Raw genomic sequence first — 14,657 nt, 5'->3', positions numbered from 1 at the left:
TTCGAGGCTTTTAAATTAATAATTATGGTCTTAATGTTATTTCAACCACACCATTACCTCCTCTGGTACCCCAATGACCAGATTCAGCTGCTGAAAGTACTTTTACAGTTTTTACTTGTTCCGGTGAAATTCCAGATATATCACTGGTAACAATTCCATCAACCACCAATAACGCATAAGGGCTTGCAATAACTGATTTTAGAGCTCTTGCATCAAGAATTACCTGCCTGCCTGTAGTGCCAAATGTATTAGCATTGTCATTTTGATTAGGACCCTCTTCAGTAATTTTTGCCTGAGGGTACACAAATTGAATTACCTCAAAAATAGTTCCTAATTTGTCATAATTATTGTTATTATCAATTAGGTTATTTAAACAATAATCTAGTTTAGATTGAGATAAATGGTTGCCTTTAACCACTTCATCATAAGCAAGCTCACTTTCTATTATAACTAAATTAACCAGCAAACTATCTTGACCTTTTAATTTAATACGTTGGTTTTGAAACCCCGAAGCATTAAAAACCAATTGATCGTTTTTATTACAAGAAATTGAATAAATTCCTAAAGAATCTGAATACACAACAGTTTTAGCCTTTTTAGAACTTACTTTAACCTTGTTGACAGGGTACTTTTTAAAGGCTATAATTCTACCGTTTACAGTATGTGTTTGAGCTATACCAAAGGTGGCTCCCAACAAGAGGAACAAGACTAAACTGAGTGCAAAAGATTTCATGGATTAGTTGTGTAATAAATTAACTACTAACTTAAGGCTTTTTAAATGAAATTACTATTATTTCATACGTCTTTTAACAAAAAAAGCTTCCACATGTTATGGAAGCTTTTTGCATAATCATCAGGGTTGAACTTATTGAACAGTAAGCGTGTATTGGGGCGTTGGATTTAAAGGACAGAAGTATACATACTCCCCTTTTGTTAATTTAGTAGCTTTAGATCTTTCTACTTTTCCATCTTTAACTACCTGAGTCACATAAGCCGTTTGAATATGATTTTCAGGCTTACTGACATCTTTACCTTTTTCTACAAGTACTAAACCTACATCTTTACCTACATGATTGTTTGATACCGCAAAAATATAGGTTCCCTCACTTACCGTTAAAGACTTTTGGGTAAATGCTCCTTTGGTTTGTTCCAAAGCAATTGTTTTTACCTCCTGGGCTCTTGCATTTAAACTAAATACAAGCGCTATTACTAATACTGAAATTAATTTTTTCATTGTTTATAAATTTTTTATTGTTAATACTAAACTGTGGTAGCTTCTAATGGTTCAACTACCGGAAAATCAACCGGAACCTGGGTCGTTTTATGAATATAGTTTGAGATGGTTTTATCGCCCACCAATGAAATGACATCTATTAAACTTCCTTTGGTATATCCTGCTTCAAAGAAATTTTCAAGGACGGTTGCTTCTGTGGCGCCTCTATTTTCTGTAATGTTTTTGGCCAATCTCGCAAGTGCATCCAGTTTAGGGTCAAACGATGCTTGTCCTGTTCTAAGTTCTAAAATCTGGTCTTCTGTGAAACCATTCATTTTACCTATAGCAGTATGTGCGGATAAACAATACACACATTGGTTAACTTCGCTTACGGCTAAATTCACAACTTCTCTCTCTTTAGCTGACAGGGATGTCTTTGCGTTAGAAAAGTTTAAATAGTTTTCCAAAGCAGTATTACTGTGCGCATAAGTGGCATATAAATTGGGAACAAAGCCGACAGCTTTTTCCAGGTTATCAAAAATAGCCTGATTGTTTTCACTTACTTGGTCTCTTGTTGGTACATTAAATGTGCTCATCATTTTATTGTTTTAAATGTTTATAAATTTTGTGTGATTTCTACGGTACAAAGTTGCTTTATACGAACTCTTTATACCATGATTATTTTTCCTTTTGTATTGTCAATTTTTCCTTTTATGAATTAGAAGTCAATATTTCAGGATCTCCATGAGGTTTCTCGGCATCACAGTAGTAGTCATGATGGTACTCATGTTCGCAATGCGTCTCTAAACTGATTGGTTTAATCTCGCTTCTTTTTTTACCGCGAAAGATTTCAATTAAATTGAAAATAGATATATGCTTTAAATTCATGTCTTTGCTGTTTTAATTATACAGTGCAAAGATGAATTATATAAGGAGCCATAGCCATAGGAGGATTTCCTGATAGCATGTCAATTTTTCCCTGACAGGATCAACTATGCTGTTTTTTAAAATCGGATGGGGAAAGTGAAGTGTGCTTTTTAAATAACCGGCTTAAATGCGAGGCATCCTCAAACCCAAGCTCATAGGCAATCTCTTTGGCTGCTTTGTCTGTATACATTAATAAGCGTTTCGCTTCTAAAACAATGCGCTCATGAATGATCTTTAACGGGCCGGTATTCAGTTTTGCAAAATTATTGGATAATGTTTTAGGCGATTTATACAACGCATCTGCATAGAACTGAACACGATGTTCTGTTCTGAAATGGTCCTCAACCAGGACGTTAAAAGCGCGAAGCAAATCCGTTTTAGTATCGCCTGTTTTCGTATCGAAACGTTCTTTGGCTTTAAGCAATCGCGTGCTTTTAATAATAAAACGGGCCATTAACATACGCAGCATTTCTGCCTGAATAGTATCTTTAGTCTCAAGCTCGTCAATAAAAACCTCATGAAGCATATTAAACTTAATGCGGTCTTTCTCATTTAAGTGAACAACCGGGTTTTTAATATTGCCAAAAAATAGTAATCCTGCACAGCCTACTTCTTTATCATGATCCTTGATACAATAAAAATCCCGATTAAAAAGATACACCTTAAGCCGTTCTCCTTCCGCAAACTGAAAATACTGAACTGTCGTCAATGCTAAAATACTATGTTGTGGTAAGGTAACAGGAATGCCATCCACAATAAACTTAGCTTCTGAATCATCAGACCAAATAAACGCATATAAAGCCATTGGTTTAGGCTGCCGGTATTCTGCAAGCAAGGATTCATCCCCAACTTTTAATAAGGCATTTGTGGAAAATTCAGAAAATGAGTGCGTCATTATTACTATGTCTGCAAAGACATTCCAACATTACAATTTATTTATGAAGCTTTAGCTGAATACGTTTTCGTGGGATATCAACGCCCAACACTTTTACAATGATTTGCTGATGTAAATGCACATGTTCACCCACATCTTTTACAAAACTATCAGACAGGTTAGAAACATGAATCAGCCCGCTTTCCTTTATACCAATATCTACAAAGCAGCCAAAATTAGTTATGTTGTTTACAATTCCCGGTAGTAATTGACCTTCCCTCAAATCGTTGATGGTTTTGATATTTTGATTAAAAGTAAACACCTTAGCTTGTTCCCTAATGTCCAGCCCGGGCTTTTCTAACTCTTTAATTATATCCCCAAGAGTTGGTAACCCAATGGTATCGGTACAATATTTTTTCAGGTCAATATTTTTAAGTGCTTCTGGGTTGCCTATAAGAGCGTGAACCGATTTACCGCTATCCTTAGCCATTTTAGTAACAATAGCATAACTTTCGGGGTGTACGGCGGAATCATCTAAAGGATTTTCGGCGTCCTTTATTCTTAAAAAAGCAGCCCCCTGTTCAAAGGCTTTACTGCCTAAACGAGGTACTTTTGCAATGACTTTCCTTGAAGTAAAAGGCCCATTTTCAGTGCGATAGTTAAAAATATTTTCTGCTAATTTCGGACCAATTCCCGAAACATAACTCAATAATGGTTTACTTGCCGTATTGATATTAACACCAACAGCATTCACACAATTTTCAACCACCGTTTCCAGCGATTTCTGAAGCTTCGTTTGGTCTACATCATGTTGATATTGACCAACACCAATGCTTTTTGCGTCAATTTTCACCAATTCCGCTAAAGGATCTTGCAAACGACGTCCTATAGAAACAGCACCGCGAACTGTCACATCATAATTAGGAAATTCTTCTCTTGCAATTTTTGAAGCTGAATAAATACTGGCGCCGGCTTCACTTACCACAAAGACCTGTATATCGTTTTTAAATCGAACCTTTCTAATCAAGGCTTCTGTTTCCCGTGAGGCAGTTCCGTTTCCAATAGCAATAGCTTCAATTTTATAGGCGTCTGCTAATGAATTTATCTTCTTCATGGCACCTGTACCATCATTTTTAGGTGGATGCGGATAAATAGTTTCGTTGTACAGTAATTGTCCTTGAGCATCTAAACAAACTACTTTACAACCGGTTCTGAATCCCGGGTCAATGGCCAAAACACGTTTTTCACCTAAGGGAGACCCCAAAAGGAGTTGTTTCAGATTCTTTGCAAAAACCAAAATGGCCGCATCATTTGCTTTTTCCTTTGCTATCTGAAGTGCTTCATTACTTAAAGACGGTAGTAATAACCTTTTGAATGCGTCTTTAATGGCTATCTCAATTTGTTCGGCACAGTCATTATCAGACCTAATGATTCTCTGCGCCATCTTATCTAAAGCTCTATCATTATCAATTGCAATCTTCAATTTAACGAAGCCTTCTTTTTCCGCTCTTAAAATGGCCAACAAACGGTGCGACGGAATTCTGCTTAAAGATTCCTCCCAATCAAAGTAGTCCTTAAACTTTTGGGCTTCCTCCGTATGCTCCTTTACCTTAACAACTTTAGTTGAAATCATGGCAAAACGTTCTAATTGATAACGAATTTGATTCCTAATATCGGTACGTTCATTAATCCATTCTGCCATAATGTGGCGTGCACCTTCCAAAGCTTCATCAACCGATGACACATCACCTTTTACATATCTGTAAGCAACAGACTCCAGGTCATGGGCATTTTGGCTCATAATAATTTTTGCCAATGGTTCCAATCCATGTTGTCGCGCTTTTTCAGCTTTGGTTTTTCTGCTTTTCTTAAACGGCAGGTATAAATCCTCTAAACCGGTTAAACTCTGCGCTGTTTCAACTTTTTGCCGTAACTCCGGGGAAAGCACATCTTGTTCCTGTAATGCTTTTATAATGGCTTTCTTTCGCTTTTCTAAGATTTCAAATTGTTCATTAAGCCCGACTATTTCTCCAATCTGAACCTCATCCAGATTACCGGTTCGTTCCTTTCGGTAGCGTGAAATAAACGGAATGGTACCACCTTCATTAAGTAATTCCAAGGTGTTTTTTACCGATTCCCGGGGTAATTCAATGTGGCCAAGTATATAATTGAGAATTTGCATTTGTTTAAGGATTGAAACAAACGCAATTTAGAAAAGAATCTTGTTTTGGAAACTATTAAAACAAAATTATGCTACTTTTTTAAGCAGGTCATAGCAAGGGCATTTTTTGCAGCGTTTTTTTTCGCCTTTTTTGAATTTTTTACAGCAGCTGTTTTTAACCTTATCGGTAGTAATAATACCTAAGCTTTTTAATTTTTTAACTGCTTTTTTCTTTTCTTTTTTGCCCAAACCTTGAACGAAGATTTTTAATTCGGACAAATATAGGTTATTTTTAATTAATCTAAATAAGATTAAGTGTTAAAGTTATCACCAACTTATTCACCACCGGTATCCTGTGCAGCAGTACTTACAGTCAGGTTTTCTATATCCCTGTCAAACAAATATAAGCCGCCTTTATCATCGCCTATAAGGTTTATTTTATCAAGGATAGTACGCGCCATGGCTTCTTCTTCTATTTGCTCCGATACATACCATTGTAAAAAGTTATGGGTGGCATAGTCTTTTTCCTGAAGTGTAATATGTACCAACTCATTAATGCTTCCGGACACGAAAACCTCATGTTTATAAAGCAATTCAAACATGTCCTTAAATGATTCAAAGGTGACATCCGGTGCTTTCAATTCTGAAATGTGCGCATGCCCGCCGCGTTCATTCACAAACTTTACCAGTTTAAGCATGTGATCCCGTTCTTCATCAGATTGCGCATACATAAAATTGGCAATGCCTTCCAGCCCTTTAACTTCGGCCCAACAGGCCATGGCCAAATAAATTTGAGAGGATTCTGCTTCTATTCTTATTTGATCGTTTAATGCGTTTTCTATGGTCTTTGATAACATGGTTTCTTGTTTTTAGTAAAGTTAAGTAATTCTTTAAAAATAATTCGCTTTAAAACCTGTATGAAAATTGAAAGCAATCATTAAGATATACTGAAAAACACTGTAACCCGTTAATATATAACCTGCTACATTTAAATTTTGCCGCTATGAAACTATCTTATTATTTCCTTTTACTCCTTTTTACCTGCCATTTATCATTTTCACAACAAAAAAGTGACACCATAAACCCCTTAATTAATGAACGCAGCAATACTGTATTTAAGTGTCACCCCAACCCCGTAGAAAGCGAACTGTTTATTTTAGGCACTCATAAGATCAAAACTATTGAATTCATTGATATTTTAGGAAAACGAGCGGCCTTATACCGTTTTAACAGGAGTATTGTTAAAATAGATGTATCTCACCTAAAAAGTGGCATCTACCTGGTACAGGCAATAGACGAGTATAATAAGGTTGAAACTAAAAAGTTGATTGTGAAATAAGAAACTATTAAGAAAAATAATTCTTGAGCATAAACTCTGCAGAAGCATATTTACCCTTAATATCTCTTATGGTATTTAGAGCCTTTTGAGACTTCCGTCTTTCATTATATATAGCAATTCCTCCTACAAATAAACTTAACAATACTGTAATAAGACCTGTTCTGGTCTCTATTTCCTCAATGTTTAAATTTGGTATTTCTTTTACATATTTGAGAACAAAATCATCATCTATATTGTTAATTAGGAACGATTTAATTTCATCATTATACTGAGCAAATTGCTCAATCTCAGCCATTGAAGCTTCCGTTCTAATCAACCTTTCTGCTTGTGCCTGAATATCGATAATTTGCCTGATGATATTCTTATGATACATCTTAACTTATTTGCAATCCATTGCCAACAGAAGCATCATCAGGATTTACAAACACCAATTTCCCCTCGGCAGTTTCAGTCATTAAGATCATGCCCTGGCTTTCAACACCTCGTAAGGCTCTTGGAGCTAAATTCACCAAAACCGTTACACGTTTGCCAATAACTTCTTCTGCAGTAAAACTCTCAGCTATTCCCGAAACAATCGTTCTGGTATTAATACCCGTATCAACTTTTAACTTTAAAAGTTTTTTAGTTTTTGGCATTTTTTCAGCCTCCAAAATAGTACCTACACGCATGTCTAATTTGGTAAAATCTTCAAATGTAATAGTATCTTTTTGAGGCTCCACAGTTTTATTAGCTTTTTCGTTGGTTTTTCTGCTGGCTTCCAGCTTATCTAGTTGTGCCTGAATGGTGGCATCTTCAATTTTAGAGAACAGTAATTCTGCTTTACCAATTTGATGTCCTGATGGTAACAAAACGTCCTTTGTTGGGATGTCGTTCCATTGAGATGCTTCGACAAGCTCAGCATGACATTCGGAATCTTTTTTGTCATTCTGAGTAAAACGAAGAATCTTTTTAAGCTTTTCTGCGGTAAATGGTAAAAAGGGTTCACATAGCATTGCTAAAGCACTTGCAATTTGAAGCGCCACATACATAATGGTTTGCGTTCTGGCTTCGTCAACCTTGATCATTTTCCAGGGCTCTTCATCAGCCAGATATTTGTTTCCTAAACGTGCTAAATTCATTAATTCCTGTCCAGCTTCCCTAAAACGATACCGCTCAATAGAACTGGCAATCACATTAGGATAGGCTTTTACTGCCGCTAAAGTGTCCTCATCAACTTTGGTAAATTCACTTGCTTCAGGAACAACACCATTATAGTATTTATTGGTTAACACTACCACACGGTTTATGAAGTTCCCGAAGATCGCTACCAACTCATTATTATTCCTGGCCTGAAAATCCTTCCAGGTAAAATCGTTATCCTTGGTCTCCGGCGCATTGGCATTTAACGCATAACGTAACACATCCTGCTGACCCGGAAAATCCTTTAAATACTCCGGCAACCAAACGGCCCAATTTTTAGAGGTGGAAAGCTTGTTGCCTTCTAAATTTAAAAACTCATTAGCCGGCACATTTTCCGGTAAAATATAACTTCCTTCAGCCTTTAACATGGACGGGAAAATAATACAGTGAAATACAATGTTATCTTTCCCGATAAAATGAACCAGTTTAGTGTCTTCATCTTTCCAATAGGGTTCCCAATCTATCCCTTCGCGTTCTGCCCATTCAATGGTGGATGAAATATACCCGATAGGGGCATCAAACCAAACGTACAATACTTTGCCCTCACCACCTTCTACAGGTACCGGAATGCCCCAATCCAAATCTCGGGTTACGGCACGTGGACGCAAACCATCATCTATCCAGGATTTAACCTGTCCGTACACATTGGGCTTCCAGTCTTTTTTATGGCCTTTTAAGATCCATTCTTTTAAAAAATCCTCGTGTTTATCCAACGGTAAAAACCAGTGCTTTGTTTGTTTTAATGTAGGCGCATTTCCGGTAATGGCAGACTTCGGATTTATCAAATCGGTTGCATTATGGCTGGTTCCGCAGTTTTCACACTGGTCTCCATAACTCTCCTCATAACCACATTTAGGACAAGTCCCAATGACGAACCTATCCGCTAAAAACTGCTTGGCTTTTTCATCGTATAATTGCTCGGTGGTTTCTTCAATGAATTCACCTTTGTCATACAGGGTTTTAAAGAAATCAGACGCTGTTTTATGGTGAATAGGCGCTGAAGTACGCGAATAATTATCATAAGTGATTCCAAACTCCTCAAACGATTGTTTGATAATGGCATGATATTTATCTACAATATCCTGTGGTGACACCCCTTCATTCTTCGCTTTAATGGTAATTGGCACGCCGTGTTCATCACTTCCTCCAATAAAGGCCACATCATTCCCGGTCAGGCGTAAATAGCGTACATAAATATCTGCCGGCACATAAACCCCAGCTAAATGCCCAATATGAATGGGGCCGTTAGTATATGGTAAAGCAGTGGTTACGGTATATCGTTTTGGTTGACTCATAAATTCCCAAATATCTTACTAAGCGGCAAAAGTACACAATTTGAGGGCTATTTTTCAAAAAGGAGATTAATAAATGAAGAATAGATTGAAACAATAAAACACTAAACGAGATCCCGCTAAAAAAGCGGGATTAGTTCAACTTACAATTTTAAGTGCGTCTTAAAGACTTCTAAAATTGAGTTTCACTAAAAAAATGTACATTTACATTATGTCGAGATACCTACTAATTTTATGCTTGTTTTGTGGCCTTTTTTTCTTTGGAAAGCATGCTTTTTCAGCACAAAATAACGCATTACAAAAACAAGAGATTACTTTGAAACAACCACCATACTTAAAAGCAGGCGACACGGTAGCCATAGTAGCACCGGCAGGGATTTTAAAACACAGAACCCGTGAGATCGAGCAAGCCAAAGCACTATTGAAAAGCTGGGGATTACATAGTGCAGTAGGGAAACATGTGTTTAATCAGAATAATCATTTTGCAGGAACTGATTCAGAGCGTTGTGAAGATTTTCAAAAAGCTTTGGATGATCCCAAAATAAAAGCCATATGGTGTGCCAGAGGCGGTTATGGTTCAGTAAGACTATTGGACAAGCTGGATTGGTCTAATTTTAAACAACACCCTAAATGGATTATAGGTTATAGTGATATTACGGCCATTCATAATCAGGTTCATAATTTAGGCTTTGAAAGCCTACATGCTATGATGGGCACCAGTTTACAAGATGACGCCGAGACCATTAAAGAGACCATTGCTACTTTTAAATCTGCACTTTTTGGCAACACCTTAAACTATACTTTAAAAGGTTCTGAATATAACAGAGCCGGTATTGTTTCTGCACCTTTAGTTGGGGGTAATTTAACCATTTTACATACCATGTTAGGTTCTGAAACCAATATTGACACTTCAGGTAAAATTTTATTCATCGAGGAAATTGGCGAATATAAGTATCATATAGACCGTATGTTACAAAGCTTAAAACGTGCCGGGTATTTTGACAATTGCAAAGGTGTCATTGTGGGTAATATGACCAGGCTTAGACGTAACACCACCCAATGGGGATCCTCTGTCGAGCAGCTTATTTTAGATGCGCTTTCAGAGTATAGCTTCCCCATAGCATTTAATATGCCGGCAGGTCATGAAAAGGATAACAGAGCCCTGATTTTAGGCAGAACAGTAGAGTTAATCGTAAAAAAAGAACAATCGACTATTATTTTTAAAGGTTTTTGAATTACACCATAGTTTCGTAGTAAATTTTAAACAGTTTTTATGATGAAAAAACTACAATTATTAGTGGTAGCGGTTATGCTACTATTTTCTGCTGGTGTACATGCTGACACCATTAAAAATTCAAAATTAAACTTAAATAATCCTGATGTTCGTAAGTGTTTATTAGAGTCTACTAAAACAGCCGGTTGGGAATTAGCTTCGGTTTATTTGAATTCTGAAAACAAACTGGTAATGATCTTTGACAAAGGTGATGACACAAAGATCTATACCAGTAGAGAAGTCTTTACTAAATAATAAAGTACCCTCATTAACAATAAAGCCAACTATTCATGACTGTTTAGTTGGTTTTTTTTATTTGCTTAAATTTATAGTAAATCAAAATCATGGGGTTTTACGATCTACCTAAAGAAGCGCGTAATGCTTTGGTTGAAAAAATCACGGACACTATCAAAGCTGATTTAAGTGCCAACCAAACGGAAAACATCGTTGCATATTTCTCTGATGACGATACTTACATACGAAAAACAGGGTATGCAGCTATTGGCAAAATATTTTATGCTGCTCCGGAACTGCAACCAACCATACTTTCAACTTTAAATCATTTATTAAAGTCTGATATGGACAAAGTACGTCAAACCACTGTGAATGCTGCAGGAGAAATTGGAAGGTTTCATTTTGATAAAGTGCAACATGTTTTTGACACGGGTCTGTCTGATAAACATCATTCCGTAAGAAATGCCGTGATAGGGTCTGTTAAAAAAATGGGAGCAAAGAATCCGGTTCCGGTTTTGGCCTGGGCAAAAACCTATTTAAAACATCCTGATAAAGAAGTAAGGCGAGAAATATGTCATGGCATTGAATTACGGGGACGCACACATCCTCAAGATATCTTACCGCTTTTAAAAGCACTGGAATTTGATGACACCAAACGTGTAACCGATACCCTTATTCATGTTCTGGGGCAGATTGCTTATAAAAATGGCTGTTTAAAAACCGTGGTAGCCCACCTCAATACCTGGAAAAATAAAACACTTGTTGAAAAAGCTCTGGATGAAATTGTAGATGTACATGAACGTTACAAAAAGTTTGCTGTGTTAACGCAACAGGAAGTTATTGATTATATTGATGGGAATTATAATCCTATTTAATTAAAACCTCAACTCTTTTTGTAAGTGCTCATAAGCTTCCTGCACTTGCCTGAATTTTTCCTCAGCACCGTTTTGATGCTCTTTCCCCAGGTGAATCACCCTATCAGGATGATATTTTTTCGCCATCTTACGATAAGCCTTCTTAATTTCGTCAACTGTAGCGCCTTTTTCAATTTCTAATACCGTATAAGCATTATCGCTACTACTGTAGAACATCGCCTTAATACTTTCATAATCGCGTGCATTGATCCCCAAATAACCGGCCATGATCTGTATTTGACGTTCTTCATCCTGAGTTACCACCCCATCGGCTTTCGCAATGCCAAATAAAAAGTGGATCAATTGTAAACGGGACGGGTGGTCCATCATTTGTTTTATTTGTAAACAGACCTGACGTTTTGAAACTTTTTGTTTGCTAATCCCTTTAAATAACTGAAAGGCGTGATTTGCACGCTCTTTCCCATACATATTGGCAAACTGCTGACGTACATAATCCAATTCGCGTTGGTCTTGTTTGCCATCTGCTTTTATAACTATGGATGCCAATACCAGTAAACTCACTTCAAAATCACCCGATTGTGTTTGAGGCCGTTGTTGCCCTCCCCGGTATGTTGATCTTTTTGAGCGCTTTTTTCCTTCACCTATAAGTATATCACCATTACCATTGGCCATGGCATCAACAATACTCCCTAAAGCCACACCTATAATGGCTCCTATTGGCCCTCCAAACGACCAACCTAAGGCGCCCCCAATCCATTTTGAAAAACTCATGTAATTATAAATTTTATTTATCGTCAAATATAATATTAGTTAGTTGATTGCATCACAATTTTGTTACACAATTGGTATCTTTGCATCGCTAAAAAATTGTTAATTATTTAAATTTAAAAATATGTATCCAGCAGAATTAGTAAAACCAATGCGCGAAGACCTGACAAACGTTGGTTTTGAAGAATTGCAAACCCCGGAAGCGGTTGATATTGCCTTGGCAAAAGAAGGTACTACTTTGGTAGTAGTAAATTCAGTATGTGGTTGTGCCGCCGCAAATGCACGCCCAGGAGCTAAAATGAGTTTGCACAACGAAAAAAGACCAAATCACGTAGTAACCGTTTTTGCAGGAGTTGATAAAGAAGCCGTGGCTAAAGCCCGAGAATATATGATCCCGTTTCCTCCAAGTTCACCAAGTATGGCTTTATTTAAAGATGGTGAATTAGTGCATATGTTAGAGCGTCATCATATTGAAGGGCGTCCGGCAGAACTCATTGCTGAAAACCTGGTTGATGCTTATAACGAGTATTGTTAAAAAGGTTGAAGCGCAACACATGAAGACAGAAGTTAACCACGACCTATTCGTGGTTTTTTTATGCCATTACTTTACGCAACCTTTTAGGGAATCTTTCATCTTAAGAGAAAAGAATTGATTATGCGACCTATTCCCAAATTTTTAGGGTTAATTACTGTACTGTGCCTGTTATTTGCTGCCTGTCTTTCTGATGATAGTGGCACATCAAGTCATGAAGAGGACTTGGAAACTCTAAACGCTTTAAAGACTGAAATTGAAACGCTTGTTTCTTCCTCTGTTTGTAATGATAATACCGAATGTAAATACATTGCTTTTGGCAGTAAACCTTGTGGTGGCCCATGGACTTATTTGATATATTCAACTTCCATCGACACCGATGAACTGGAAAGCAAGGTAGAACAATATAATCAGCTGGAGGCTATTTTTAATGCACAATACGGTGCTGTTTCAGACTGTTCCGTAGCTGCAGAACCCATAGATGTCATTTGTGAAAATAACGTTTGTGTAGCTGTGTATTAACATGTACTTTTGGGCATGGTAAAAATTTTATCGTATCCATTAACTATTATCTATTATTTATTTTTCTTTTTTACCCTTGTAATATTTCATCCTTTACAATGGTTTTGCTTTAACGTATTTGGGTATCAGGCCCATAAAAAATGTGTGGATGTGCTACAGTTTTTCTTGTTAAAATGTACGCATGTATTAGGTACACATTTTACGTTTGACAACCCGCACCATATAGAAACCGATCAACCTTTAATTATTGTTGCCAATCATCAAAGCATGTATGACATATCACCCATTATGTGGTACATGAGAAAACATCATACCAAATTTATAAGTAAAATAGAATTGGGAAAAGGCATTCCCAGTGTGTCCTATAATTTACGGCATGGTGGTTCGGTTTTAATCGACAGGAAAAACCCAAGGCAATCCTTACCCGCTATCATGAAATTTGGGGAATATATCGAGGCTCATAATCGTGCTGCCGTTATTTTTCCAGAAGGCACCAGAAGTAAGGACGGTGTCCCAAAACCTTTTCAAACCAAGGGATTGGATATCTTATTTAAAAAAGTACCTTCAGCCCTGGTGGTTCCCATCTCAATTAATAATTCCTGGAAAATGTTGAGGTATGGAAAATTCCCTATGGGCCTGGGAACACACATTAAATTTAAGGTTCATAAACCTTTAAAAGTAGCCGATTTTAAAGATAAATCCGAACTTATAAATATTGTTGAAACAACCATTAAAGCCAGTATTCAACCTTAAAATAAATCCTGTGGAGGCTATTGTAAATAAAACCAAAGATTTTGTAAAAGACAGGTTGTCTGATGCCGAAGGCGGCCATGATTGGTTTCATACCTTAAGGGTTTACAATAATGCCTTGCTCATAGCAAAACAGGAACCTGTAGATCTTTTTATTGTATCTCTGGGGGCTTTGTTACATGATATTGCCGACAGTAAATTCCACAACGGTGATGAAACGATTGGCCCCAAAATAGCACGTGAGTTTTTATTTGAGCTGAATGTGGATTCGGTAGTAATCGAGCATGTAGTGAAAATCATTGAAAACATCTCGTTTAAAGGTGGTAATGAAGCACCAAAGTTTAGATCGCCTGAATTGGATGTAATCCAGGATGCCGATAGACTTGATGCTATTGGAGCCATTGGTATAGCCCGTTGTTTTAACTATGGCGGATTTAAAAACAGGCAACTTTACAATCCGGATATCAGACCAAACCTCAACATGAGCAAAGCCGAATATAAAGCATCTAACGCGCCAACCATCAATCACTTCTACGAAAAGTTACTGCTCCTTAAAGATCGTATGAATACCGCTACCGGCAAGCGGTTGGCAGAAAACAGACACGCCTTTATGGAACAGTACTTAAAACAGTTTTACAGTGAATGGCATGGCAAACTTTAACTGGTAATTTGCTTTTTTTCGAAGCTACCTTTAAGTTCTGAATTACGACCGGCGCAA

General features: G+C 37.1%; 18 protein-coding genes. 8 read left to right on the top strand and 10 right to left on the bottom strand.

The features are described 5' to 3' along the window. Positions 1-22 precede the first annotated feature (22 nt). The 7 genes from Q0983_RS02330 to Q0983_RS02300 form a co-directional block, all read right to left on the bottom strand. Positions 23-733, bottom strand: a complete 711-nt coding sequence (locus Q0983_RS02330; protein WP_299548138.1) for a hypothetical protein — start codon at positions 731-733, stop codon at positions 23-25. A 132-nt stretch (positions 734-865) separates the two neighbouring features. After that, a complete protein-coding gene (locus tag Q0983_RS02325) occupies positions 866-1,234 on the bottom strand; it encodes a cupredoxin domain-containing protein (protein WP_299548135.1) in 369 nt (122 codons plus the stop codon). Positions 1,235-1,260: 26 nt separating this feature from the next. After that, positions 1,261-1,809, bottom strand: coding sequence for a carboxymuconolactone decarboxylase family protein (locus tag Q0983_RS02320; protein WP_299548386.1), 549 nt, complete (start codon positions 1,807-1,809; stop codon positions 1,261-1,263). Positions 1,810-2,201: 392 nt separating this feature from the next. Further along, positions 2,202-3,035 (bottom strand): helix-turn-helix domain-containing protein, encoded by an 834-nt coding sequence (locus tag Q0983_RS02315; protein ID WP_299548132.1) that lies wholly within the window; start codon positions 3,033-3,035, stop codon positions 2,202-2,204. A 37-nt stretch (positions 3,036-3,072) separates the two neighbouring features. Next, positions 3,073-5,196, bottom strand: coding sequence for a Tex family protein (locus Q0983_RS02310; RefSeq protein WP_299548129.1), 2,124 nt, complete (start codon positions 5,194-5,196; stop codon positions 3,073-3,075). Positions 5,197-5,262: 66 nt separating this feature from the next. Further along, the gene (locus Q0983_RS02305) at positions 5,263-5,454 is read right to left on the bottom strand and encodes a hypothetical protein (RefSeq protein ID WP_299548126.1); all 192 of its coding nucleotides are present in this window, start codon (positions 5,452-5,454) and stop codon (positions 5,263-5,265) included. A 56-nt stretch (positions 5,455-5,510) separates the two neighbouring features. Next, positions 5,511-6,032 carry a ferritin gene (locus Q0983_RS02300; protein WP_299548123.1) on the bottom strand — a complete coding sequence of 174 codons (522 nt, stop codon included), beginning with the start codon at positions 6,030-6,032 and terminating at the stop codon, positions 5,511-5,513. A gap of 146 nt (positions 6,033-6,178) precedes the next feature. Here Q0983_RS02300 and Q0983_RS02295 point away from each other — a divergent pair, with 146 nt between their 5' ends. Further along, complete coding sequence (locus tag Q0983_RS02295; RefSeq protein ID WP_299548120.1) at positions 6,179-6,514, top strand: T9SS type A sorting domain-containing protein; 336 nt, start codon at positions 6,179-6,181, stop codon at positions 6,512-6,514. 7 nt (positions 6,515-6,521) lie between these two features. Here Q0983_RS02295 and Q0983_RS02290 read toward each other — a convergent pair whose 3' ends face one another. Both Q0983_RS02290 and metG read right to left on the bottom strand, forming a co-directional pair. Next, a complete protein-coding gene (locus Q0983_RS02290) occupies positions 6,522-6,887 on the bottom strand; it encodes a hypothetical protein (protein ID WP_299548117.1) in 366 nt (121 codons plus the stop codon). A gap of 1 nt (position 6,888) precedes the next feature. Then, a complete protein-coding gene (gene metG / locus Q0983_RS02285; protein ID WP_299548114.1) occupies positions 6,889-8,988 on the bottom strand; it encodes a methionine--tRNA ligase in 2,100 nt (699 codons plus the stop codon). 208 nt (positions 8,989-9,196) lie between these two features. On the opposite strand from metG, the gene Q0983_RS02280 reads away from it, so the two are divergent. The 3 genes from Q0983_RS02280 to Q0983_RS02270 all read left to right on the top strand — a co-directional run bounded on the left by Q0983_RS02280 (position 9,197) and on the right by Q0983_RS02270 (position 11,367). After that, positions 9,197-10,219 carry an LD-carboxypeptidase gene (locus tag Q0983_RS02280; RefSeq protein WP_299548112.1) on the top strand — a complete coding sequence of 341 codons (1,023 nt, stop codon included), beginning with the start codon at positions 9,197-9,199 and terminating at the stop codon, positions 10,217-10,219. Positions 10,220-10,258: 39 nt separating this feature from the next. After that, a complete protein-coding gene (locus tag Q0983_RS02275; RefSeq protein ID WP_299548110.1) occupies positions 10,259-10,513 on the top strand; it encodes a hypothetical protein in 255 nt (84 codons plus the stop codon). Positions 10,514-10,602: 89 nt separating this feature from the next. Continuing rightward, the gene (locus Q0983_RS02270; protein ID WP_299548107.1) at positions 10,603-11,367 is read left to right on the top strand and encodes a HEAT repeat domain-containing protein; all 765 of its coding nucleotides are present in this window, start codon (positions 10,603-10,605) and stop codon (positions 11,365-11,367) included. Here Q0983_RS02270 and Q0983_RS02265 read toward each other — a convergent pair whose 3' ends face one another. Continuing rightward, complete coding sequence (locus tag Q0983_RS02265) at positions 11,368-12,138, bottom strand: TerB family tellurite resistance protein (RefSeq protein WP_299548105.1); 771 nt, start codon at positions 12,136-12,138, stop codon at positions 11,368-11,370. 121 nt (positions 12,139-12,259) lie between these two features. Between Q0983_RS02265 and Q0983_RS02260 the strand changes: the two genes are divergently transcribed. The 4 genes from Q0983_RS02260 (at position 12,260) to Q0983_RS02245 (ending at position 14,600) form a co-directional block, all read left to right on the top strand. Further along, the gene (locus Q0983_RS02260; protein WP_299548102.1) at positions 12,260-12,670 is read left to right on the top strand and encodes a BrxA/BrxB family bacilliredoxin; all 411 of its coding nucleotides are present in this window, start codon (positions 12,260-12,262) and stop codon (positions 12,668-12,670) included. 120 nt (positions 12,671-12,790) lie between these two features. Continuing rightward, complete coding sequence (locus Q0983_RS02255; protein ID WP_299548099.1) at positions 12,791-13,189, top strand: hypothetical protein; 399 nt, start codon at positions 12,791-12,793, stop codon at positions 13,187-13,189. A gap of 15 nt (positions 13,190-13,204) precedes the next feature. Continuing rightward, a complete protein-coding gene (locus tag Q0983_RS02250; RefSeq protein ID WP_299548096.1) occupies positions 13,205-13,942 on the top strand; it encodes a lysophospholipid acyltransferase family protein in 738 nt (245 codons plus the stop codon). Between the two features lies 1 nt (position 13,943). Further along, positions 13,944-14,600, top strand: a complete 657-nt coding sequence (locus Q0983_RS02245) for an HD domain-containing protein (RefSeq protein ID WP_299548383.1) — start codon at positions 13,944-13,946, stop codon at positions 14,598-14,600. Positions 14,601-14,657 lie beyond the last annotated feature (57 nt).

This window comes from Seonamhaeicola sp., from assembly GCF_028281565.1.
In the GTDB taxonomy this organism is placed as follows: domain Bacteria; phylum Bacteroidota; class Bacteroidia; order Flavobacteriales; family Flavobacteriaceae; genus Seonamhaeicola.
Note: the sequence above shows the minus strand (reverse complement) of the source record. Positions and strands in the feature narration are given on the sequence as shown.

Bases quoted from the DNA above. Each gene is read 5' to 3' on its own strand.
- Q0983_RS02330 (WP_299548138.1), bottom strand. From the start codon at position 733: ATGAAATCTTTTGCACTCAGTTTAGTCTTGTTCCTCTTGTTGGGAGCC.
- Q0983_RS02325 (WP_299548135.1), bottom strand. From the start codon at position 1,234: ATGAAAAAATTAATTTCAGTATTAGTAATAGCGCTTGTATTTAGTTTA.
- Q0983_RS02320 (WP_299548386.1), bottom strand. From the start codon at position 1,809: ATGAGCACATTTAATGTACCAACAAGAGACCAAGTAAGTGAAAACAAT.
- Q0983_RS02315 (WP_299548132.1), bottom strand. From the start codon at position 3,035: ATGACGCACTCATTTTCTGAATTTTCCACAAATGCCTTATTAAAAGTT.
- Q0983_RS02310 (WP_299548129.1), bottom strand. From the start codon at position 5,196: ATGCAAATTCTCAATTATATACTTGGCCACATTGAATTACCCCGGGAA.
- Q0983_RS02300 (WP_299548123.1), bottom strand. From the start codon at position 6,032: ATGTTATCAAAGACCATAGAAAACGCATTAAACGATCAAATAAGAATA.
- Q0983_RS02295 (WP_299548120.1), top strand. From the start codon at position 6,179: ATGAAACTATCTTATTATTTCCTTTTACTCCTTTTTACCTGCCATTTA.
- Q0983_RS02290 (WP_299548117.1), bottom strand. From the start codon at position 6,887: ATGTATCATAAGAATATCATCAGGCAAATTATCGATATTCAGGCACAA.
- metG (WP_299548114.1), bottom strand. From the start codon at position 8,988: ATGAGTCAACCAAAACGATATACCGTAACCACTGCTTTACCATATACT.
- Q0983_RS02280 (WP_299548112.1), top strand. From the start codon at position 9,197: ATGTCGAGATACCTACTAATTTTATGCTTGTTTTGTGGCCTTTTTTTC.
- Q0983_RS02275 (WP_299548110.1), top strand. From the start codon at position 10,259: ATGATGAAAAAACTACAATTATTAGTGGTAGCGGTTATGCTACTATTT.
- Q0983_RS02270 (WP_299548107.1), top strand. From the start codon at position 10,603: ATGGGGTTTTACGATCTACCTAAAGAAGCGCGTAATGCTTTGGTTGAA.
- Q0983_RS02265 (WP_299548105.1), bottom strand. From the start codon at position 12,138: ATGAGTTTTTCAAAATGGATTGGGGGCGCCTTAGGTTGGTCGTTTGGA.
- Q0983_RS02260 (WP_299548102.1), top strand. From the start codon at position 12,260: ATGTATCCAGCAGAATTAGTAAAACCAATGCGCGAAGACCTGACAAAC.
- Q0983_RS02255 (WP_299548099.1), top strand. From the start codon at position 12,791: ATGCGACCTATTCCCAAATTTTTAGGGTTAATTACTGTACTGTGCCTG.
- Q0983_RS02250 (WP_299548096.1), top strand. From the start codon at position 13,205: ATGGTAAAAATTTTATCGTATCCATTAACTATTATCTATTATTTATTT.